Origin of the sequence: Pseudescherichia sp. AS216 (assembly GCF_037152055.1) — a bacterium.
Taxonomy (GTDB): domain Bacteria; phylum Pseudomonadota; class Gammaproteobacteria; order Enterobacterales; family Enterobacteriaceae; genus Pseudescherichia.
The window spans coordinates 1045644-1067553 of record NZ_JBBCMV010000001.1; the positions used below are offsets into that span (position 1 = coordinate 1045644).

A 21910-nucleotide genomic window follows, 5' to 3' on the forward strand; every position below is an offset into this window, starting at 1 on the left:
AAAAAAAGTAGCCGCCTATTATCGGATAAATCGATTCGGGCGACAACAGTACAACGAATAGGGTTATTTACGGGTTTACGAAGGTCTTCTTGACCCGCTGCGATCGCTTGAAATAGGGCACGATCAGGGCGGCAGCCAGCAGCGGAAACAGCAGCTGGCGCAGCGCCAGGGTATCCGACACCGGCGAAAACGCAAACGCCTTCAGCGCGAGCAGAATGGTGACCAGCAGCCAGATAATATAGTGCTTCGGCACCAGCCGACGGCGTTTAAAGAACGCGACAGTCAGCCACAGGGTGTAACCGCCCATGGCGACAGCAAAGATAAACGAGGTATACCACAGCGCTTTATCTCCGGCGATTTGGCCATTCAGTACGGCGGCCATCTCAGGCGTCAGCAGCACAGCAACAAAGCGTGCTACCACCAGCAGCGTTCCCAGCAAGGAGACCAGCAGCCACGCGAGCGGGGCCAGCAACCATCCTCCGATGCGTTCAGCGGGGCGTTCAGCAGGCGTTGCGGTCATATTGTTATCTCCCCCTGGCGTGGCTCAGTCTCTTTTGCAGGGCGAGAGTATAAAGCATTATACAGCGAATGCTACCCGCGCTATTTCCTACCGCACTCGGCGACAAATGAGCGCAGCGGCAAGCGTTTAAGAATAACGCGGGTGGACACTATTTTGCCTGAACGGTAGCGGCAGGTTCCGGCGGCTGGTAGTTATCAATATGGCTGGCAACCCCCAGCAGTATGGCACTCACGCCAAGCACAACCCACCCAGCTAATTCAATGATTCGGTTCATTATTCCAGACATACTTTTCTATTTCTCCCTGTATATAGAAATGGCATAGTATCGACGCAAAAAAGCCTCAGCAAGTAACAAACCATATTTTCGGCCTATTCGCAATTGGAACGTTAAAGTGTGCTACAGGATGTTTTAGATAAGTTATAAACTACGTATTATTGTGACAACTTTGTTGAGGATTGAAATATCCCCACGCACTGATGAGAGGCAGCACGATGAATGATAAAATTCGGGTCGGATTAATTGGCTACGGTTACGCCAGCAAGACATTTCACGCCCCGCTGATTGACGGCACCTCGGGCATGGAACTGGCCGCGATCTCCAGCAGCGATGAGGCGAAAGTGAAGGCGGACTGGCCAACGGTGCCGGTCGTCTCTGAACCTAAACATCTTTTCAACGATCCGACTCTCGATCTGATTGTCATCCCGACGCCCAACGATACCCACTTCCCGCTGGCTAAAGCAGCGCTGGAGGCGGGCAAGCATGTAGTGGTGGATAAGCCCTTTACCGTGACACTGTCACAGGCCCGTGAGCTGGATGCGCTGGCGAAATCGCTGGGGCGCGTGCTTTCGGTGTTCCACAACCGCCGCTGGGACAGTGATTTCCTGACGCTCAAGGCGCTGCTGGCCGACGGCGCGCTGGGTGAAGTCACTTATTTTGAGTCACATTTCGATCGCTTCCGCCCGCAGGTACGTAACCGCTGGCGCGAGCTGGCCGGCCCGGGCAGTGGCATCTGGTACGACCTGGGTCCGCATCTGCTCGACCAGGCGGTAAATCTGTTTGGCCTGCCGGTGAGTTTAACTGTCGATCTGGCCCAGCTGCGCCCGGGTGCACAGGCCACGGACTATTTCCATGCGGTACTGAGCTATCCTCAGCGCCGAGTGGTGCTGCATGGAACGCTGCTGGCGGCGGCGGAGTCGGCGCGCTATATCGTGCACGGTACCCGGGGGAGCTACGTCAAGTATGGCCTCGACCCGCAGGAGGAGCGGCTGAAAAACGGCGAGCGTCTGCCGCAGGAGGACTGGGGCTATGATATGCGCGACGGCGTGTTGACTCGCGTGCAGGGGGAAGAGGTGGTCGAGGAGAGCTGGCTCACCGTACCGGGGAACTATCCTGCCTACTATGCCGGTATTCGTGATGCGCTGAACGGCGTGGGCGAAAACCCGGTTCCTGCCAGCCAGGCGATTCAGATTATGGAGCTGATCGAGTTAGGCATGGAGTCAGCCAAACATCGTTCGACGCTCTGCCTGGCGTAACGCTGCCTGATATAACCAGTGTGCCGCCCATCCGGGCGGCACTATTTTACGCGGTGCGCAGGCTATCTTTTAACGCCTGTTTCTCTGCCGCGCTCAGGAACGACACCTCAAGACCGTTAATTTGTGCCTGACGAATCTGCGCCTGGCTCAGGCCTGCCTGCGGGGCCGCCACGCGATATTCATGAATAATATCTACGCCCTGAACTGCCGGATCGTCGGTATTAATTGTCGCCAGAATACCGTACTCAAGGAAGGTTTTCAGCGGATGCGCCTCCAGCGATGCGACGGTACTGGTCTGGATGTTGGAGGTCAGACAGGACTCAATGCCGATGCGCTGCTCGGCGAGGAAATCCATCAGGGCCCGATCCTCAATAGCCTTAACGCCATGGCCGATACGCTCCGCACCCAGCTCGCGAATCGCCTGCCAGATGCTCTCAGGCCCGGCCGCTTCACCGGCGTGAACGGTAATATGCCAGCCCGCGTCGCGGCCACGGTTAAAGTGGGTCAGGAACAGGCTGCCGGGAAAGCCCAGTTCATCGCCAGCTAAATCCAGCCCGGTGATGGCATCGCGGTGGGCCAGCAGCGCCTCCAGCTCCTCAACGCAGGCGTCCTCGCCAAAGGTGCGGCTCAGAATACCGATCAGACGCGCCTGGACGTTAAAGGCCTCACTGCCCTGACGCACGCCCTCAATGACCGCTTCAACGACGCCCGCGACCGGCAGGCCATGGGTCATTGCCATATAGCGGGGGGAGAAGCGCAGCTCAACATAGTGCAGCCCGTTACGTGCGGCATCTTCCATGTTCTCAAACGCCACGCGACGGCAGGCCTCCAGCGAGGCCAGCACCTTGACGCCCCAGTCCAGTTTTGCCAGGAAGCTCACCAGATCCGGTTCGTTAGCGGTCACCTGGACGTGCGGACGCAGCGATTCAAGCGAGTCGGCGGGCAGGGTAAGGGAAAACTCACGGCCAAGGTCAAGAATGGTTTGCGCCCGGATGTTGCCGTCAAGGTGGCGGTGAATGTCGGTCAAAGGGAGATTAGCGTCAATCATGGTTGCACTCTTTTTTTAGATAAAGTGCAATTGATTATACAGCAGTTCACCACACTTCCCAAAATAGTCACCGCCCAGAAAAATTTGACTGTTTTTTGCCCGCCATTTCTTGATTAAGAGAAACTGTGTGTATTGGTTCCAGATAAAAATAAGCTGCGTTAATGAGTTGAATATTCATAATATATTTATTTAATTAAATTATCAAGGTGGGAATATGAACAATACTGTATCTACATCAGGTGTTTTATGGGCAACCTGCGAATTAACCGGCGGGCATGGCTATTTTTCAGGTACGGACTTATTAACCGGGCAGGAGATTATCAGTATAGACCTTGGCCCGATGATGACTCCAGAAGGATTCGCCGTTAACAAAAATAATACTATTGCGTGGATTACAGACAGCCTTAACGATCAAATTATTATCGTTGATTTAGTAACGCAGACAGTCACCGGCTCTGTTACGACTATAAGTGCAGAGGGTGGATTGATAACGCCTTTTCAGGTGGCGTTAAGTCCTGATGAAGCCAGACTTTATGTCACGGGCGATGTTACTAAAACTCTTGAAATAATTGATACTGTTAATAATTTAAGGTTACCAGGGATCGCGCTTCCCGGCCACGCCCGAGGCGTAACGGTTTCGCCTGATGGTAAAACGGTTTATGTTGCGCTCTACAATACCGATCAGATAGGCATTATCGATGTTGAAAGCGCTTTAGTTACGGATGCGCTATTTGTAGGACGTTCGCCAATGGATATCGTTTTATCTAAAGAGGGCACAACCCTTTATGTCGCTAATCAAGATGGAAACTCCATCGCGGCCGTTGATACAGCGACAAAAGAGATAAAGCATATTGTATTAGATGACAGTCCACGCGCTCTCGCTCTCTCAGCCAGCGAACTCTATTTATATGTTGGGATGTTTGCGTCAGGTGTTTATACCGTTGATCTTGCCAGCGCAGAGGTAATTGATTCTGTTCAGCTACTTTTTTCCGTTAGCTCGGTGGGCGTGAGTCCCGACGATAGTAGCGTATACGCTATGGCATATGAAGCAGATGGCCCTCAACCCACGCCCGTTATGGTTATGGATTCACCGACAGTGAAAATTACCGGCATGCTCTCTATCAATGGCATTGGTCGATATATGCAAGTCACTGCCTAAGCACCGCGCCACTATCGCAAATAAATAGCCCCTCAGAAGAGGGGCTGAGTAGTGATCCGGAAAGTTATAATGCGGACATTCAAACATTGTAGCGGTAATATCAAATGATGTCGGCTATCCAGTCCGCAAATGCGCGCACCGTGGGAGAAAGGAAGCGTTGATGCGGGTACAGCAAGGTAACTGGGACTGAAGGCGGCTGCCAGTCGGCCAGAACTTCGACCAGCGTCCCCTTCTGCAGATGTTCAGACACAATATTCTCAGCAAGCTGCGCCAGCCCAAAACCTTCAAGACACATTTTTATATAGAGCCCCGTTTCATTAACAGCACCATCTCCATTCACTGGTAAAGACTGAGTTTCACTGTCACGGACAAAATGCAGTTCATTTGAGCGCCTGGCCGAACCGGAAAAATAGTGGATGGCCCGATGCTCTGACAAATCATCCGGCGTTTCAGGAATACCATACTCTTTGAGATAGTCAGGAGAGGCGCAGGTGATCCACCGAAACCGGCCAAGTGGGCGAGCCACAAGCGTAGAGTTATTTAGATCTCCCGTTCTGATCACGCAGTCAACCCCCTCCTGGACGAGATTTACCTGTCTGTCGCTTACCCCAATCATCAGGTAGATATCCGGATAGAGCCGGTAAAAATCTTTGAGTTTTGGCATAACGATGAAATGGGCTACTCCACCCGGCATATCAACACGTAAACGTCCCTGGGGCCGCCTTCCGGAATCCTTCAGTCCGGATTCTGCATGTTCGATTAAGGAAAGTATTTCCCTGCACTCACCGAGATACTGCATACCTTCAGGAGTAAGGCTGACCCGCCTCGTTGTCCGGTTAAGCAGGCGAACCTGCAAATACTTTTCAAGACTTTTTATCGTGCTGGTCACCGTCGAAGAGGGCAGTGAAAGCGTTTCTGCTGCCCGTACGAAGCTCCCGGCTTCAGCCACGCGTAAAAAGACCTGCATAGCCTGAATGCGATCCATTTCTTCCTCTCAGCCGATAGTCAGTGAAGATTATTATTCGTGAATTATGAATTATGAAAACCATTTAAGCACCTTTTTCACTTTAATCGAGTGACGTATCGTTTTTCAGATTGCTAAGAAAGAGGCTGTTCAGATGACCGATTACATCAGAAATATTGTGAATAACCAGATTGTAAACCCACCATTAACATTGATTCGGGGCGCAACGATCCTGAGCATGGATGACAGCGTGGGCAACATTGAGCACGGCGACATCCTTATTCGTGGTTCAACCATCACTGCCGTGGGTCAGAACGTGGACGCGCAGGATGCCCACGTGATAGATGCCACGAACATGATTGCTATGCCGGGAATGGTGGATTCACATCGTCACTCATGGGAAGGTCAGCTGCGCCGTATCAACCCTAATGCAACCTGTCTGGATGACTACAGCAACGCCACGCATTTCTCTTTCGCCAAATATTATCGCCCTGCCGATATCTATGTGGGTAATCTGCTTACTGCCCTGGGCGCAATTGATGCGGGTATCACCACGGTCATTGATAACTCGCACAACAGTCGCACCGCTGCACACTCTGACGCCGCCGTAGAGGCGCTGCTGGATTCGGGCATTCGTGCCATTCACGCCTCCGGTGCACCCGTTGCAGGCGAATGGGATAAAGCGCACTGGCCGGGAAACTGGCAGCGTCTGCAGGAGAAGTATTTCACCAACAACCCTGAAAGCCTCGTCTCTCTCGCGGTCATGGCCCAGCTTGAGCCGGAGTTGTGGGCCGAGGCTCGCAGACTGGGGCTGCCAATAGTCACCGAATTCTTTGGTGCTGAGATGGGGTCTGAACTTGAATCGTTGTATCAGCAGGGGCTGCTGGGTCCGGACAATATTTTCAATCACTGCACGGCGTTGCCTGATGAGGGATGGGACATCCTGCGCAAAGCCGGTGTACGGGTGAACGTCTGCCCCCGTTCCGATTCGCACTATGGCATCGAAAGCGGGATGTTTGCCATTGAGGCTGCGCAGCGTCATGGCATCAGCCCGGGCCTGAGCGTTGATAACGAAACGTCGTACAGTACCGACATGTTTATGGAGATGCGTGTGGCCTTTTACCTGCAAAGAGTAATGGGCATGCACCAGCAGCACTGCTGCGATTCAGCCCCCTCACTGAAAACGCTGCCGGCAGCGCAGCTCCTTAAAGCCGCGACTGTCGATGGCGCTACCTGTGCAGGGCTGCAGGACAAAATTGGCAGCCTGACACCAGGCAAACAGGCAGACCTTATCCTGATTAACGCCGGCGATATTAACCTCTACCCGAACGGGAATGCCTTTGGCACCGTGGTGCATGCAACGGAGAGAAGCAACATTGATACCGTCATGATCGGCGGACGCACCGTTAAGCAGCACGGCAAAGTTGTGGGCGTGGACAGCACACGTCTTCGCGCAGCAATTGATGAATCTCGAGCGCATCTGTTTTCCGCCGCCGGGTATGAACCTGACATTTTTGCAGAGACCTTCCTGCCGCCGACGCAGACACACTGACAGGTATGAAACGTATGAACATGATGTATTACGTTATCGCTTTTGCCGCTGGTCTCGGGATCACTCTGCAGACGACCCTTAACAGCCAGCTGGCCCGGGGGCTGGGGGGTGATCCGGGTTGAGATATGTCGTGAAGAACCGACGCGGGGCTGGAACAGATAGTCGCTACTATGTAGATGAGCTATTTTCATTCACTCTGCTACAGCCTCTCTGGTTCCCTTAGTCAGTTGAAACTGAACGGGGCTTCCCGTTTTTTGCTGTAGCACTGTCGCTCTGCCCGAAACAGAGTGCCCGAAGGCCACATCAGACACTTTTAGCTTAACCAGATCACAGCCCCGAAGTTTACTGTCCAGAGCCATGTTAAACAAAGCTAAATCGCGTACTTTTCCTTCCAGCTCAAGTCTGATACGGATTCCCCAGATATGAGAGATCTGAAGAGGCCGTTTCTGGCCAATAATACGGCCCTTGTTCCAGAGGGATGTTGTCATGCTCAATCTCCTTTGGGCTAGGAGATGTGATTATGGTTGTCCCATATGAGCGAGGAGCGGACATCCGTAGCTGTCATTACTCGTAGAGAATTTGCTTGCTTAGTCGTGTATTCATTTAAAGGGATCAGGTCTAAACACGACCATCGATGGTCAGTAAATAACAGAAACCTGTACATCTGAGCCTTGTCTGCGGGCTTCAATGCAAAGATACTGACGTCTTTAAACTCAGCCAGTATTGATAACTCTATGGAATCTTTCTTTTCATCCACTGCAAATTGTCTCGTCCGCTGGCAGGATCTGCCCGGCAGCGGAACACCCCTGATATTTGTGCACGGACTAGGGTGTGCTTCTTCGTACGAATATCCACTTATCGCCACAGACCCTCGTTTCAATAAAAGACGTGCGATTCTTATAGATTTGCCAGGGTGTGGCTACAGTGAAAAACCTCGTGATTACAGCTATTCAATCACTGACCAGGCCAGTGTGGTGGCAGAGTTAGTCGGGTATTTAGGGCTGAATAAATGTTTTATTTACGGGCACAGTATGGGGGGGAGTATCAGTATTGAAGCGGCAGGCTTAATCACAAATCGCGTGGAGGGACTTGTGGTATCTGAACCTAATTTCAGGCCCGGGGGCGGTTTTTTCAGTCGGCAGATATGCAGTCACAGTGAAGAAGAGTTCATAAACAAACACTGGAAACAAATGATTGAAAACGAATCAGGCCCCTGGGCGGGAAGCCTCGCAGTTGATGCCCCTTGGGCGGTCTGGCGAGGTGCTTCAAGTCTGATAGCAGGCGGTGACTGGCTTGAACGATTTATTAAATTGCCAGTGCGTAAACAGCTGATCTTCGGTGAATGGTCGTTACCAGACGACGATGTCGATTATTTAGTCAAGTCAGGGATTTCAACGGTAATCCTTAATGATTGTGGGCATTGCATGTCATGGGAACAACCGGGTTATCTTTCTCTTGCACTGTCAAATTTTGTCGGTGAGTAGCAGTAAAATTCAGCACTCAATTGAGTTTCGCGGCTTTGTGCGCCCAACACCATACTCAGAGCCGGGCGATAACGGAGGGGCTGTTCATGGCACAAAGCGGACGTCAATGCAGGCCTTGTTAGCCTGGAGGTGAATTTGCCTTGCCTGGCTTAAGTTATAAGAGAGAATGGATCCCTGCAATCAATCTACCAATGCCCTGGTCCAGCTTCTCCCTTGGGCAGCCCGCATTCAGGCGGACAAACCCACTGCCTTCCGGGCCGTAGGTGTATCCGGGCATAATCGCTACCTTCTGCTGGTGGATAAGGACATCCTGCAACGCGCGATCGTCGAGGTTAAGCGGGCGCAGATCGATCCATGCCAGATAGCTTGCTTCGGGTGGTTGCCAGTGAAGCTGGGGAAACGCCTGATTTAGCTGGCTGGCGATGGTCGTCATATTACCCTGCAGGTAGGTGCGAAGCGCATCCAGCCAGGGCGCGCCCTCCCGGTAGGCGGCGATATGTGCGCAGAGCGAAAGCACCGCCGGGGATGAGAGCCCATCCCGGCCCTTGAGCGCGGCAAGGTAGTCGTCACGGCGGCGCGCGTCGCTGATGATGCCGTACGCGCCGGTGAGGGCCGGAATATTGAAGCTTTTCGACCCAGAGGTGAGCAGTGCCCACTCGCCTCGTCCCACCTGACACCAGGGCGTGTGTTTCTTTTTACCCCATACCATATCCATATGGATCTCGTCGCTAATCACCCTGACGCCATGCCGTTCGCAGAGCATGGACATCGCCTCCAGCTCTTCCCGCGTCCACACTTTACCCGTAGGATTATGCGGGCTGCACAGCAGCAGAATTTTCGTGTCCGGCAGAGCGAGCACGGCCTCCAAAGCCGCTACGTCGCTGACCCAGCCGGTAGCGGTTTTTTCCAGCGGCACGCTTAGCACGCGACGCTGGTTTCCCTCAATGGCTTTATAAAACGCATCGTAGGCCGGGGTGTGGATGGCGACAGCGTCTCCCGGCGCGGACCACTGGCGGATCAGCTCCGAGGCCATGTAGATCACCGACGGCCCGTAGACAATAGTCGCAGGGTCGATCTCGGTGGCAAAGCGGGTCCCGTACCAGTGGCAAACCGCACCAAGGAAATCCTCATTCTTCCAGCGGCTGTAGCCCAGCACCCCGTGCGCCAGCCGCCGCTGGATGGCGTCAAGAATGCAGGGGGCGGTCGCAAAATCCATATCTGAAATGGTGAAGGGCAGCAGGTCGGCCACGCCAAAGCGATCGGCCACGTAGTCCCACTGCGTACACCATGTTCCATGCCGATCGATCGCCGTTGAAAAATCAAACATAGCCTTATCCTTTATGCCTGCACCGAGTTCATCAGGGCTTCCATCTCATCTTTTACCGACTGGACCTGCGGCCCAATCACCACCTGTAAGTTGTGCTGGTTAAGCTGGACCACGCCGATGGCGCGATTGTCCTTCAGCGCCTGCACATTCACCTGCGACATATCATTAACGGACAGCCGCAGGCGGGTGATGCAGTTATCAAGGCTGACAATATTTTCACTGCCGCCCAGCGCGGCGAGGATAGCCGGAACGTTATAGCCCGAACGTCCCAGCGCGCCTGCCATCGTCTTCTCCACGGTGCTGGCCGTTTCGATATCCCGACCTGGCGTTTTCAAATTAAAATGCAGGATAGCGAAGCGGAAGATGATGTAGTACACCGCAAACCAGACGGCGGCAACTACCGGCACGAGATACCACTTGGTCGCCAGGCCGTGCAGAATGCCAAAGACCACAAAATCAATCACGTTGCCGTCGGTGTTGCCGATGGTGACGCCGAGCACGGCCATGACCGTAAAGCCGAGGCCGGTGAGCAGGGCGTGAATAAGGTAGAGCACCGGAGCGACGAACAGGAACAGGAACTCTAACGGCTCCGTGGTGCCGCCGACAACGCAGGCAATCAGGCCGGAAATCAGCAGCCCCTTAATTTTATGACGGTTCTCCGGGCGGGCGCAGTGGTACATCGCCAGCGCCGCGCCGGGCAGGCCACCCAGGAAGGCGGGCATTTTTCCCTGAGAGAGGAAACGCGTGGCGCTTTCAGAAAAACCGTGGATGGTCGGGCAGCTTAGCTGGGCCTGGAAGATGGTCAGCGCGCCGCTAACGGTATGACCACATACCTCCTGGGTGCCGCCTGCGTCGGTGAAACGGATCAGGGCAACCAAAATATGCTGCAAGCCAAACGGCAGCAGCAGTCGCTCACCGGTGCCGAAGATCATTGGGCCAAAATCACCTGCGCTGTTAATGATCTGCCCCAGGCCACGGATCCCCATGGCGAAGACGGGCCAGATAAGGGGGATCACCAGGCCAACCAGCCCCATTGCCACGGTGGTAATAATCGGCACGAAGCGGGTGCCGCCAAAAAATGCGAGCGCGTCAGGTAGCCTGATAGTGTGAAAACGTTCATGCAGCAGCCAGACAATAACCCCGGCGATGACCGCGCCGAGGATCCCGGTATCAATAGACTGGATCCCCAGCACGCTCTGAATATTGTAGGCCTTCAGCAGCGCTGCATCGGTGGTCGGCAGAATACCTTTTGCCGTCAGCCAGAAGTTAACGGCCAGGTTCATCACCGCATAGCCGACGAAACCCGCAAAGGCAGCGATGCCTTTATTCTCTCGCGCCAGCCCCAGCGGAATGGCGATGCAGAACATCACCGGCAGAAAACTAAAGGCGAAGGAGCCGATTTTACTCATCCAGATGAAGATAGCCTGCAACACCGGGTTGCCCAATACGGGGATGAGGGTCATAACGTCACGGCTACTTAGCGAGCTGCCGATGCCTAACATGATCCCGCAAAAGGAGAGTAACGCCACGGGCAGCATGAAGGTTTTGCCCAACTGCTGGAAAAATTCCCACAGCGTAATTTTCTGTACGGCTTTCGTCGTCATAAACGACTCCTTGTCGAAAAGAGATGCAGATGAGGTTGTTGTGCAGGGAAGATAAAACGTTTTACCTAAATTTTATGCGCTACAAATCACAATGCTGAGCGATAACTCAGTGTATAAATATGTCATATAGATAAATCGTTTTATCTACGCCAGTACCAGGGATTTGTTTTTTTATGATGACGTCAAAAAAAATAACCATTAACGATGTGGCCGTCGCGGCCGGGGTTTCCGTTAGCACCGTTTCGTTGGTGCTCAGCGGCAAGGGCCGTATCTCTACGGCAACCGGCGAGCGCGTCAACCAAACTATCGAGCGACTGGGCTTTGTCCGCAACCGGCAGGCTTCCGTGCTGCGCGGCGGGCAGAGCGGCGTGATTGGCCTGATCGTACGCAACCTCTCTTCACCGTTTTATGCCGAACTTACGGCAGGGCTTACCGAGGCGCTTGAAGCTCAGGGGCGGATGGTGTTTCTCCTGCACGGTGGCGACGGCGGCGAGCAACTCCTCCAGCGCTTTAACACCCTGTTGGCACAGGGGGTGGACGGCGTCGTCATTGCTGGCGGCGCGGGGGTAAGCGGTGAGCTGCAGACGTGTGCCGCAGAGCAGGGCATTCCGCTCGTGTTTGCTTCTCGCGCCAGCTATCTTGACGATGCTGACTGCGTCAGGCCCGACAACATGCAGGCGGCCCAGATGCTCACCGAGTATCTGATTCAGCGTGGTCATCAGCGTATTGCCTGGCTGGGGGGCAACAGCGCCTCGCTGACGCGAGCAGAGAGAGTAGGCGGCTACTGCGCCACCCTGTTGAAATATGGCTTACCTTTTCACAGCGACTGGGTCGTGGAGTGCGACACCAGCCAGAAGCAGAGCGCTGAAGCAGTCGCTGCGCTGCTACGGCATAATCCCACCATCAGCGCAGTGGTCTGTTACAACGACATCATCGCCCGGGGGGCCTGGTTCGGCCTAATGCGGGCCGGTCGGCAGAGCGGTGAGGCAGGGATGGATAGCTACTTTGAGCAGCAGGTGACGCTGGCCGCCTTTGCGGACGTCGCTGAGAGCGCGCTGGATGAACTACCGATTATCTGGGTGACGACGCCTGCCCGAGAGATGGGCTATACCCTGGCGGAACGGGTCATGCAGCGTATTGCCAAGGAAGACAGTCTTGCTCGCAGCCAGACCCTCAAGGCCCGACTCATTGTCAAAAAATAGCCCCTCCAGAGAGGGGCCTGGGGATTACTGCTGAGGCACAGCTGCCGGTGGCGTCGCTTCCGGTGCCGCCTGCGGGGCAGGCGCTGGAGCAGCTTCGGGGGCCGCCTGCGGGGCAGGCGCCGGGGCAGCTTCCGGTGCCGCCTGTGGAGCAGGAGCCGGAGCAGCTTCCGGTGCTACCTGTGGAGCAGGAGCCGGGGCTGGCGCAGGAGCCGCCTGAGGAATGCCCAGCTCAGGCATACCAAACATGCCGACAAACTCATCGAGGCTCATCTTCTGCCCATTCAGGACGATCTGGCCGTTAGCATATTGCAGGCTGGTGCTGATGGTGTTATCCGCCACCGTGGTGATGCGGAACATCTGGCCCATCGCCGCGAGGCCTTTCACCTGCTGGTTCGCCAGTTTTTCGGCATCCGCCTGCTGGTAGCCCTGCAACTTAGCAATCTGAGTCATAAACTCGGTGGCCATATCCATTGGAATGGTCAGCTTGCTCTCCAGCGACTTCACGCTGCGATCGACCTCTTGCGCCAGGGTCTGTGGTGCCGGGGCAGCAGGGGTAGCCGCCGGATCCTTCATGAACAGCGACAGGTTAAACGTTGTCTCGCCTTTGCTGTTTTTCCAGCTCAGTGGGGCAACGGTGATCACCGGCTCACCTTTTAACAGCATCGGCAGGGCGCCAAAGAACGCCTCGGTGGATTTTTGTTGATAGAGGGCCGGGTCTTTCATGACATCAGGCTGAGAGAGCAGGGCCTGGTTTTGCGCATTGTACTGCTGGCGGAACTGGTGCCATGCCTGGCCGTCAATCTGACCGAACTTAACGGTCAGCTTGCCGCTGCCCATATCCTGACTCTGGATCTTCAGGCTGTTAACCGAATAGTCGACCTGGCTGTTGATGTTTTTGCCGTCGTTGACGAGATCGTTTTTGACCGTCACCTCCGTGCCTTCCATCACCGCGATCTCTTTGTTTTCCACGGCAACGGCCAGTTTCTCAACGCTCAGCTTCTGGTTGCCCAGATGCTCATCAAACTGCGCGCGCTTGCTGTCGCCGTCGGTTTTGAGATTGTTGAAGGTGACCTGCACATGCTGACCATACTCGTTAACGGTGTTAACCAGACCGCTCTGCGCCTCGCCCTTAAGGGAGATGGCGTTGCCGTCTTTATCGGCATCAAGCTGGAACTCACCGCCGCTGAAGGCAACTTTTTCACCCTCGTTCTCATAGCTTAACGGCTTGAACGCGATGTGGGAGCCGGTATCACCCCCATAGCCGATGCGGGTATTTACCTCTACCGGCGACTCGCCTTTGGCCATATCGAACAGCGGCTTAGAGACATCGTTATTTACCAGCGTGGTTTTCACCGAGGCCATGGCCGGGATCAGATTAAAGGTTTTAAGCTGCGCAAAGGGGAACGGACCGTGATCCACCGTCTCGTTCAGTACCACGCTCTGTCCAGGCTTCAGCCAGGCGTTCTCTCCACCTGCAACCGGTTTGACCAGCAGCTGCAGATGACTTTTGAAGATGCCACGCTCGTAGTTCTGCGAGGACACCTCCAGGTTTGCGCCCGGCGCACTGCGCTTAAGCTCGGCGTTGGCCTGCGCAACCATATCGGCAAGATGTTTTTCCAGCTGTTTACCCGTGTACCAGGCGGTTCCCGTCCAGACGACGCCCAGTGCAACAATAATGCCCGCAGCGACAAGCGTTTTCTTCATAGCGATTATCCCTAAAAATGAAACCAGGCGGAAGAGGCCGCCTGGAGAGTCGTAAGGTCTTGCTAAGCTTAGCAATAAGGTGCAAAAAGGTCAGTACTTAGTTCACTTTATTGTACACCCGGGCCAGGCGGCCAATGCCGCTCGCCTCAATGGGGGACTCCTCAGCGCTGACAAAGGCAGATTCGCCCGGCTTAAGCACCAGTTGCTGTTCGCCTTTACTCAGCACGGCTTCGCCCTCAACGCAGAAGAGGATCGCCGCGCTCGACTGCGCAAGCGTGGATACCGACGTGGAGAGGTCATGCAGGGAGAAAGCAAAGTCGGCGACCGGAATAGGGAAATCCAGCTCGGCACCGCGCTGTTCAGGCGCAGTCAGCAACTCTGCCGCAGGCTTTGGCACAAACTTAACGTTGGCCACCAGCTCGGGAATATCGATGTATTTAGGCGTCAGGCCCGCGCGCAGAACGTTATCGGAGTTAGCCATGACCTCCAGCGCCACGCCTTTCAGGTAGGCATGCGGGGTCTCAGCAAACAGGAACATCGCTTCGCCTGGGTTGAGCTTAACTACGTTAAGCAGCAGAGGGGAGAAGAGACCGCTGTCGTCCGGGTAGAACTCAGAGATAAAGCGGATGGTCTCCCACGGCTCGCCCTGCTGGCTTGCCAGCGTGGCCTTCAGCACCGCCAGGGCGTGTGATTTCTCCTCGCCCTGCATATTGAGCAGGCTGGCAAAGAGCTGGCTTAAACTGTCGGCATCCGGCTGCGCCAGGAAGTGGGCGATAGCCTGATGCGCACCCGCCACCGGCTGGAGCAGGGAGATGATATCGCTGAATTCGCGAAAGGCGTTCATCGCCAGGAACGGCGTCAGGGCAAATACCAGCTCGGGCTTATGGTTAGGATCTTTATAGTTGCGTTCCGCCGCATCCAGTGGAATGCCCGCCGCGTTCTCTTTGGCAAAGCCGATTTCCGAGGCCTGCTTATTAGGGTGAACCTGAATAGAGAGCGGCTGGTCGGCACACAGTACCTTAAACAGGAACGGCAGCTCACCAAAGCGCTCCGCGACCGTCTGGCCCAGCAGCGCCGTTTTATCCTGGTCAATAACCTCCCGCAGCGACTGCGGCTGACCAGACGCGTCCTCTATTTTTGAGCTGCTCCTGGGATGCGCGCCCATCCACAGCTCTGCCATCGGCAGACCGTTGGGGTTGGCGATCCCATAGAGTTCCGTTAACGCACTTTTACTTCCCCAGGCATAGTTCTGCACTGAGTTAATGAGTTTTTGCATTATCAAGCCCTGCACTGTTTGAATGATCTGCGGGTATTAAACCAATAAACCTATGGTATGTAATCACTAAACTTAAAAAGTCGTCCTTATCTCAGTTTTTGTTAAAAAATTGTGTAGGATATGCAGACTCGCTTTTAAGCAGGGCAACGGAACGTGTGCCCAGACCATAACCAGACCGCGCAGTAAGTGAGAGCAAAATGTCGACAAAACCTTTTCACTATCAGGATCCTTTTCCCCTCAAAAAGGATGATACCGAATACTATCTCCTTACCCGAGACCACGTCTCCGTAACGGAGTTTGAAGGCCAGCAGATCCTCAAGGTTGAACCGCAGGCGCTGACCCTGCTGGCGCAGCAGGCCTTCCACGACGCTTCGTTTATGCTGCGCCCAGCGCACCAGCAGCAGGTGGCGGACATCCTCGCCGACCCTGAAGCCAGCGAGAACGATCGCTACGTGGCGCTACAGTTTTTACGCAACTCCGACATCGCGGCAAAGGGTATCCTCCCCACCTGCCAGGATACCGGGACGGCGATTATCAGCGGCAAGAAGGGCCAGCGGGTCTGGACCGGCGGCGGTGATGAAGCCGCTCTGGCGCGCGGAGTGTATAACACCTATATCGAAGATAACCTGCGCTACTCGCAGAACGCGGCGCTGGATATGTATCGCGAGGTCAATACCGGCACAAACCTGCCGGCGCAGATCGATCTCTATAGCGTCGATGGCGACGAGTATAAGTTTCTCTGCATCGCCAAAGGCGGCGGCTCGGCCAATAAGACCTATCTCTATCAGGAGACCAAGGCGCTGCTGACGCCCGGCAAGCTGAAGGATTACCTGGTCGATAAGATGCGCACCCTGGGAACGGCGGCATGCCCGCCTTACCATATTGCCTTCGTGATCGGCGGCACCTCGGCAGAGGCGACCCTGAAAACGGTGAAGCTCGCCTCAACCAAGTATTACGATGGTCTGCCTACCGAAGGCAACGAGCACGGCCAGGCGTTTCGCGACGTGGCGCTGGAGAATGAGCTGCTGCGTGCCGCCCAGGATCTTGGCCTCGGGGCACAGTTCGGCGGCAAATACTTCGCCCACGACGTGCGGGTGATCCGCCTGCCGCGCCACGGCGCATCCTGCCCGGTGGGCATGGGCGTCTCCTGCTCGGCGGACCGCAATATTAAAGCCAAAATCAACCGCGACGGGATCTGGATCGAGAAGCTGGAGCAGAATCCAGGGAAATACATTCCGGAATCGCTGCGCCAGGCCGGGGAGGGCGAAGCGGTGCGCGTCGATCTCAACCGTCCGATGCGTGACATCCTGCAGCAGCTTTCCCAGTATCCGGTGTCGACCCGGCTGTCACTCAGCGGCACCATCATCGTGGCCCGCGACATCGCCCACGCCAAGCTGAAAGAGCGCATGGACCGCGGCGAAGGCCTGCCGCAGTACGTCAAAGATCACCCGATCTACTACGCCGGACCGGCGAAAACGCCTGATGGTTACGCCTCTGGCTCACTCGGGCCGACTACGGCAGGGCGAATGGACTCCTACGTCGATCAGCTTCAGTCCGAGGGCGGAAGTATGATCATGTTGGCGAAGGGCAACCGCAGCCAGCAGGTAACCGACGCCTGTCACAAGCACGGCGGGTTCTATCTCGGCAGCATTGGCGGCCCGGCGGCGGTCCTCGCCCAAGGCAGCATCCGCAGCCTGGAGTGCATTGAGTACCCGGAGCTGGGTATGGAAGCCATCTGGAAAATTGAAGTGGTCGACTTCCCGGCGTTCATCCTGGTGGATGATAAGGGCAACGACTTCTTCCAGCAGATCCACGCCTCGGCCTGTGCCCGCTGCGTGAAGTAAACAAGACCGCCCGAAAGGGCGGTTTTTTTTGCTGCTGACGTCTGAAAATCATCAATACTAATAACTCTTTGGGCAAGTGAGCATGTCGTTACCCACATCACAACCTATTCAAGGAGCGTGTATGACTTCGCATCGCAGTGAGAAAGATTCGATGGGCGCAATCGACGTCCCGGCAGACAAGCTATGGGGGGCGCAAACCCAGCGATCGCTTGAGCATTTTCGCATCTCAACGGAGAAAATGCCGGTCTCGCTACTCCGGGCGCTGGCCTTAACCAAGCGGGCGGCGGCAAAGGTAAACCAGGATCTGGGCCTGTTGGCCGTCGAGAAAGCGCAGGCTATTATCAGCGCGGCTGATGAAGTGCTGAACGGTGACCATCCGGACGAGTTTCCACTAGCGATCTGGCAGACGGGCTCCGGTACCCAAAGCAATATGAACATGAACGAGGTGCTGGCGAACCGTGCCAGCGAGCTGTTGGGCGGTGAGCGCGGAATGGCGCGTAAGGTGCACCCTAACGACGACGTTAACAAAAGCCAAAGCTCAAACGACGTCTTTCCGACCGCGATGCACGTGGCCTCGGTTATCGCTGTACGGGAAGATCTGATCCCCTCTCTGCTGGAGCTGACCCGCACCCTGGCGGAAAAATCCCGCGCCTATGCCGATATCGTTAAAATTGGCCGTACCCATCTGCAGGACGCTACGCCGCTGACCTTAGGCCAGGAGATCTCCGGCTGGGTGGCGATGCTGGAGCACAACCTTAAGCATATCGAAAACAGCCTGCCGCACCTGTCAGGGCTGGCGCTCGGCGGCACGGCGGTAGGCACCGGGCTAAATACCCACCCGGAATATGCCCGCCGCGTGGCCGACGAGCTGGCGGCCATTACCGGTCAGGGGTTTATTACCGCGCCGAACAAGTTCGAGGCGCTGGCAACCTGCGATGCGCTGGTGCATGCCCACGGTGCGCTGAAAGGGCTGGCGGCCTCGCTGATGAAAATCGCTAACGACGTGCGCTGGTTGGCCTCGGGCCCACGCTGCGGAATCGGTGAAATTTCTATTCCGGAAAACGAGCCGGGAAGCTCCATCATGCCGGGTAAGGTAAACCCAACCCAGTGCGAGGCGCTGACCATGCTCTGCTGTCAGGTGATGGGTAACGATGTCGCAATCAATATGGGCGGCGCGTCAGGCAACTTTGAACTGAACGTCTTTCGCCCGATGGTTATCCATAACTTCCTGCAATCGGTGCGGCTGCTGGCCGACGGGATGGAGAGCTTCAACGAGCACTGCGCCATCGGCATTGAGCCAGACAGGGCGCGTATCGATCAGCTCCTCAACGAGTCGTTGATGCTGGTGACGGCCCTGAATACGCACATCGGCTACGACAAAGCTGCTGAAATCGCCAAGAAGGCGCACAAAGAGGGCCTGACGCTGAAGGCCTCGGCGCTGGCGCTGGGCTACCTGACCGAGGAGCAGTTTGATACCTGGGTGCGTCCGGAAACCATGGTGGGCAGCATGCCATCCGGCAGCTAATTCGCCACGTAAAGGTGCAGCCGCGGAATGATTAACGTCAGCGGCTGCGCCTCGGGTTTATAGCGGTGCTGGACGTTGTCGGCATCGTAGTTCAGCAGCTCGCCGATGTCCGGCACCCGACCACCGTTCTCCTCGGCGATCAACGCAATGATGGGGGTCGGGCAGGCATGCTGGACCTGTTTTTGCGAACCGGCGTACCAGACCCGAGCAATGGGCTGGACTTTCACCGGGCGCTTGATCTTCAGCCGGGCCTTCTCCGGCAACGCGGCTATATCGTTGTACTCCTGCTCCAGCCGGGCCTGCCACTGCTCCCGCGTCCAGCCGCCCACCGCCCGCGGCGCTTTTAAGCTCTTCTCCAACTGGGCCAGCACCTCATCACGGGTGAAATTCTTGATGATATGCTTGTTTGCCCAGCCAAAGCGCAGCGTCGCCGGATCGCGCAGGACGGTCAGCGTGCGATAAGCATTCAGGGTGATCAGCCCCGGCAGATGATGGTGTACCCAGTCAAAGCGAGCCGCAGAGGGCAGGCCGGACTCAACGGTAACGATACGCTCAAAGGCCGTTTTCAGGCTGTTAATCTGCCCGATGCGCTTCTCCAGGCTGTCGCGTGTCGCCAGCGTGGTCTGGAAGCAGATCACCCCGGGCAGACGCACGGCCGCCTTGCTGCTGCGGTTCTCCGACTGCTGCTGAATAAAGAGATGCGAGAAGTGGTGCAGGGCGCGCTCGGCGGCGCGCTTGCCGACGTGCTGCTTAACCTGGATAGTGGTGAGAGGCTCGTGTTCGGCCTCTTTGGTAACTGCCGGCAGCTCAAATACCCGCCCGGCCAGCAGCCGACACGCGCTCAGTTCGCTCTTGAGTTCCGCAAGCTCGCGCTCAATGTGGCGGAAGGTGCTGGTTAAACGCTCAATCAGATCGTAGCTGGCCATAGGCAATTCCATTAGTTACAACATACTAATATATTAACACACAGCTCGCAGTTAGGCCACTGTGCCAACAGGTCTTATAGGCCGGAAAAGGCATCCGCCGCCATCCGGCGTTATGCCGTGGTGATGTCGGCAGGTACAGAGACCAGATGATACACCGGCCAGCTGAAGGTAAAGCGTGCCCCGCCTAATTCCCCGGCATCACACACTACCTCTCCGCCCATGGCCTGCGCGATAGAGCGTACAATCGCCAATCCCAGGCCACAGCCGCCGGTGGCCCGATCCCGGCTAGGGTCGAGCCGGACAAAAGGCTCAAATATGCGTTCCCGTGCCTCAGGCTCGATGCCAGGGCCATCATCCTCAACGATCAGGCTGGCCCGTGCGCCGTCATGTCGGAGAGCAATCTGCACGGTGCTTTCGCTGTAGCGCAGGGCGTTATTTACCAGGTTATCCAACACCCGCTCCATCAGCCGCATATCCAGCGCGCCGTAGTCCGCCTCAGCGCTAGCCGCCAGCAGCAGCGTGCGGGCAGGGTTGATAGTGGTTACATCATCGACGTAGCTCGCTACCCAGCGGGGGAGATCCGGCTCAGAGAGATGCAGCTCGTTTTGCGGGCGATCGAGGCGAGCATAGGTAAGCAGCTCCTCGATCAGCGCTTCAAGCTGACCGATGTCGCGGTTCAGTGCCAGCCGCTCGGCCTCGGTGAGGTTATCGCTCATCTCCAGCCGATAGCGCAGGCGTACCAGCGGGGTGCGCAGCTCGTGGGCAATCCCATCAATAAGCTGCTTCTTGCTGGCAATCAGAGCGTTAATGTTATCCGCCATCTGGTTAAAGGCGACGCCGAGACGATCAAAACTCGAACCGCTGGCAAAGTGGATCCGTTCATTCAGGTGCCCACTACCAAAACGCTGGGCGGCAGACTCCAGCCGCAGCATCTCCTGCCAGTGGGGGCGCATCCAGATAAAGACCGGGAAGGCGAGGGAGATGGCAATAAAGACCATCAGAATGATGTCAAACAGGCGCATCTCGTGCAGGTAGAAGAGATAGGGGATGGGGCCTACCGCCAGCACGTAATGGCTGCGGGGGATGCGCTGGATAAACGTATACTCCTCGTCGAGCGCCACAATGTCTCCCTCGCGTAGCCGCTGGGTGGTGGCCGCGCTGAGGTGAAACTTATTCAGCGGCTCGATACGCATATCAAACGAGAGATTGAGGTCCATCTCCTTCAGAGTTTTGCTCCACTCGTGAGGCGGGATCTCCCGCAGCTCACTGCGCATCAGGTAGAGGGAGCTTTTCATCAGGTCGTCCAGTGACTGTCTGCCTGCCCGTTCGGCGGTAAATTTGTACACCAGCCCAACCAGCATGGTCATCACCAGAAAGCAAACAAACAGCAGCAGGTAAAACTGGACGAAAAGCTTCTTCATTCGTTAGTTATCCCACGCGTGCGGGGCAAACAGGTAGCCCTTGTTGCGCACGGTTTTGATTCGGTAAGGCTCGGTGGCGCTATCCAGCAGCTTTTTGCGCAGGCGCGAGATGGCGACGTCAACGCTGCGGTCCAGGCCGTCATAGCTCACCCCACGCAGGTTTTTCAGCAGCGCATCGCGGTCCATGATCTGCCCGGCGTGAGTGGCCAGCTCCCACAGCAGGTCAAAATCGGCGGTTGAGAGGGCGACCGGCTCGTTGGCGAGCAGCACCTGACGGTTAACGGGATCGATAGATAAGGTGCCAAAACGCAGCGCGTTGTGCGGCGTAAGCGATGCGGTGGCAGCCGGACGGGCAGTGCCGCTGCTCTGACGCAGGTGCAGGCGTAGACGCGCCAGCAGTACGGCGGGCGGCGTGGTTTTCAGTATATAGTCGCTGGCCCCCATCTCAAGAGAGAGGATGTGGTTCATATCGCTGTCGAGGGAGGTAAGCAAAACAATCGGACCCTGCCACTGCCCACGCAGGTCGCGGCATAGGGTCATGCCATCCTTACCGGGGAGCATGATATCGAGTAGCACAAGCTCAGGGTTTTCACGCAGGATGGTCTCTTCGGCGCGATCGCCACGCGTCTCCAGCATAACGTCGATATCGTGCTTGCCAAGGTAGGCAGCGATCAGCGCACCCACTTCCGGGTCGTCTTCCACAAAAACGATCTTATTCATTGGTCATCATCAGGGGCAAAAGCGCCAACATACACCGCCTTGCCGGAAGCTTCCATTAATCTTTCATAAACGGGAGCGGTTCCGTTATGCTGGTGACTTAA

Annotated in this window: 18 protein-coding genes and 2 pseudogenes; 8 read left to right on the forward strand and 12 right to left on the reverse strand. The window is 56.0% G+C overall.

Annotated elements, in window-relative coordinates; genetic code table 11:
• Window positions 1–67: 67 nt before the first annotated feature.
• Both WFN61_RS05145 and blr read right to left on the reverse strand, forming a co-directional pair.
• Window positions 68–520, reverse strand: coding sequence for a DUF2569 domain-containing protein (locus WFN61_RS05145; protein WP_144811807.1), 453 nt, complete (start codon window positions 518–520; stop codon window positions 68–70).
• Window positions 521–668: 148 nt separating this feature from the next.
• Entirely contained in the window at window positions 669–794 is a 126-nt protein-coding gene (gene blr / locus WFN61_RS05150) for a division septum protein Blr (RefSeq protein ID WP_042393736.1), read from the reverse strand.
• Window positions 795–1012: 218 nt separating this feature from the next.
• Here blr and WFN61_RS05155 point away from each other — a divergent pair, with 218 nt between their 5' ends.
• Window positions 1013–2053 carry an oxidoreductase gene (locus WFN61_RS05155; protein WP_144811804.1) on the forward strand — a complete coding sequence of 347 codons (1041 nt, stop codon included), beginning with the start codon at window positions 1013–1015 and terminating at the stop codon, window positions 2051–2053.
• A gap of 46 nt (window positions 2054–2099) precedes the next feature.
• Here WFN61_RS05155 and add read toward each other — a convergent pair whose 3' ends face one another.
• Window positions 2100–3101, reverse strand: a complete 1002-nt coding sequence (gene add / locus WFN61_RS05160; RefSeq protein ID WP_257757441.1) for an adenosine deaminase — start codon at window positions 3099–3101, stop codon at window positions 2100–2102.
• Window positions 3102–3315: 214 nt separating this feature from the next.
• Between add and WFN61_RS05165 the strand changes: the two genes are divergently transcribed.
• Window positions 3316–4260, forward strand: a complete 945-nt coding sequence (locus WFN61_RS05165; protein WP_337038018.1) for a YncE family protein — start codon at window positions 3316–3318, stop codon at window positions 4258–4260.
• Window positions 4261–4360: 100 nt separating this feature from the next.
• Here the strand turns inward: WFN61_RS05165 and WFN61_RS05170 are convergent, their stop codons facing one another.
• Window positions 4361–5245, reverse strand: coding sequence for a LysR family transcriptional regulator (locus WFN61_RS05170; protein WP_144811796.1), 885 nt, complete (start codon window positions 5243–5245; stop codon window positions 4361–4363).
• Between the two features lie 133 nt (window positions 5246–5378).
• Between WFN61_RS05170 and WFN61_RS05175 the strand changes: the two genes are divergently transcribed.
• Both WFN61_RS05175 and WFN61_RS05180 read left to right on the forward strand, forming a co-directional pair.
• Window positions 5379–6776, forward strand: coding sequence for an amidohydrolase family protein (locus WFN61_RS05175; protein WP_312282076.1), 1398 nt, complete (start codon window positions 5379–5381; stop codon window positions 6774–6776).
• 14 nt (window positions 6777–6790) lie between these two features.
• A pseudogene (locus tag WFN61_RS05180) lies at window positions 6791–6892 on the forward strand (DMT family transporter); the annotation flags it as partial.
• Here the strand turns inward: WFN61_RS05180 and WFN61_RS05185 are convergent.
• Window positions 6890–7264: pseudogene (locus tag WFN61_RS05185) on the reverse strand (integrase); the annotation flags it as partial. The pseudogenes WFN61_RS05180 and WFN61_RS05185 overlap by 3 nt on opposite strands.
• Window positions 7265–7510: 246 nt before the next feature.
• Here WFN61_RS05185 and WFN61_RS05190 point away from each other — a divergent pair.
• Entirely contained in the window at window positions 7511–8260 is a 750-nt protein-coding gene (locus tag WFN61_RS05190) for an alpha/beta fold hydrolase (RefSeq protein ID WP_144811791.1), read from the forward strand.
• A 154-nt stretch (window positions 8261–8414) separates the two neighbouring features.
• On the opposite strand, the gene WFN61_RS05195 is transcribed toward WFN61_RS05190, so the two are convergent.
• Both WFN61_RS05195 and malX read right to left on the reverse strand, forming a co-directional pair.
• The gene (locus WFN61_RS05195) at window positions 8415–9587 is read right to left on the reverse strand and encodes a MalY/PatB family protein (RefSeq protein ID WP_337038021.1); all 1173 of its coding nucleotides are present in this window, start codon (window positions 9585–9587) and stop codon (window positions 8415–8417) included.
• Window positions 9588–9598: 11 nt separating this feature from the next.
• Window positions 9599–11191 carry a maltose/glucose-specific PTS transporter subunit IIBC gene (gene malX, locus WFN61_RS05200; RefSeq protein ID WP_312282074.1) on the reverse strand — a complete coding sequence of 531 codons (1593 nt, stop codon included), beginning with the start codon at window positions 11189–11191 and terminating at the stop codon, window positions 9599–9601.
• A gap of 173 nt (window positions 11192–11364) precedes the next feature.
• Between malX and WFN61_RS05205 the strand changes: the two genes are divergently transcribed.
• Entirely contained in the window at window positions 11365–12393 is a 1029-nt protein-coding gene (locus WFN61_RS05205) for a Mal regulon transcriptional regulator MalI (RefSeq protein ID WP_257757456.1), read from the forward strand.
• 24 nt (window positions 12394–12417) lie between these two features.
• Here WFN61_RS05205 and WFN61_RS05210 read toward each other — a convergent pair whose 3' ends face one another.
• Both WFN61_RS05210 and manA read right to left on the reverse strand, forming a co-directional pair.
• The gene (locus WFN61_RS05210; protein WP_257757457.1) at window positions 12418–14097 is read right to left on the reverse strand and encodes a YdgA family protein; all 1680 of its coding nucleotides are present in this window, start codon (window positions 14095–14097) and stop codon (window positions 12418–12420) included.
• A gap of 97 nt (window positions 14098–14194) precedes the next feature.
• Window positions 14195–15373 (reverse strand): mannose-6-phosphate isomerase, encoded by a 1179-nt coding sequence (gene manA, locus WFN61_RS05215; RefSeq protein ID WP_257757458.1) that lies wholly within the window; start codon window positions 15371–15373, stop codon window positions 14195–14197.
• Window positions 15374–15570: 197 nt separating this feature from the next.
• Between manA and fumA the strand changes: the two genes are divergently transcribed.
• Together fumA and fumC are read left to right on the forward strand one after the other, a co-directional pair.
• The gene (gene fumA, locus WFN61_RS05220; RefSeq protein WP_144811771.1) at window positions 15571–17217 is read left to right on the forward strand and encodes a class I fumarate hydratase FumA; all 1647 of its coding nucleotides are present in this window, start codon (window positions 15571–15573) and stop codon (window positions 17215–17217) included.
• A gap of 121 nt (window positions 17218–17338) precedes the next feature.
• Window positions 17339–18742: a class II fumarate hydratase gene (gene fumC / locus WFN61_RS05225; RefSeq protein WP_337038026.1), complete on the forward strand. Its 1404-nt coding sequence runs from the start codon at window positions 17339–17341 to the stop codon at window positions 18740–18742.
• Here the strand turns inward: fumC and tus are convergent.
• From tus to rstA, 3 genes are all read right to left on the reverse strand, one after another.
• Window positions 18739–19668 carry a DNA replication terminus site-binding protein gene (gene tus, locus WFN61_RS05230; RefSeq protein WP_257757460.1) on the reverse strand — a complete coding sequence of 310 codons (930 nt, stop codon included), beginning with the start codon at window positions 19666–19668 and terminating at the stop codon, window positions 18739–18741. The genes fumC and tus overlap by 4 nt on opposite strands.
• A 110-nt stretch (window positions 19669–19778) precedes the next feature.
• Entirely contained in the window at window positions 19779–21089 is a 1311-nt protein-coding gene (gene rstB, locus WFN61_RS05235) for a two-component system sensor histidine kinase RstB (protein WP_257757461.1), read from the reverse strand.
• 3 nt (window positions 21090–21092) lie between these two features.
• Window positions 21093–21809: a two-component system response regulator RstA gene (gene rstA, locus WFN61_RS05240; RefSeq protein WP_144811757.1), complete on the reverse strand. Its 717-nt coding sequence runs from the start codon at window positions 21807–21809 to the stop codon at window positions 21093–21095.
• Window positions 21810–21910: the final 101 nt, after the last annotated feature.